This window comes from Alkalihalophilus lindianensis (genome assembly GCF_032843265.1).
Classification (GTDB): Bacteria; Bacillota; Bacilli; order Bacillales; family Bacillaceae_D; genus Alkalihalophilus; species Alkalihalophilus lindianensis.
Genome location: NZ_JAWJBA010000969.1, coordinates 1 through 239, shown reverse-complemented (window position 1 = coordinate 239; position 239 = coordinate 1). Strand labels below are relative to the sequence as shown.

1 protein-coding gene is annotated in these 239 nt (G+C 41.4%); it reads right to left on the bottom strand.

The genetic code is table 11. The features are described 5' to 3' along the window. Positions 1-75: 75 nt before the first annotated feature. Positions 76-239: helix-turn-helix domain-containing protein (locus tag RYX56_RS25000; RefSeq protein ID WP_317124472.1), on the bottom strand; the 164-nt coding region annotated here is incomplete at its 5' end.

Below are 239 nucleotides of genomic sequence, written 5' to 3'. Positions count from 1 at the left end.
CTTCATACTAAAGGCTTTCATTATCCCGCATTAACGGGCAGTAAGATCCCACTGATTGAAGTTTTACTTTAGCGATTAGCTAAATGAAGCAAAAAAGGCATCCCCATGCTTCCGATGAAAGCGGATTTTCTTATCCTTAACAGAAATAATTCCTTCTCTTTTTAGTTGGTTCATCAGCAGGCTGACTGTTTCTCTTGTTGTACCGGATATTTTGGCGATGTTGGAAGCGGTAAGCGGGC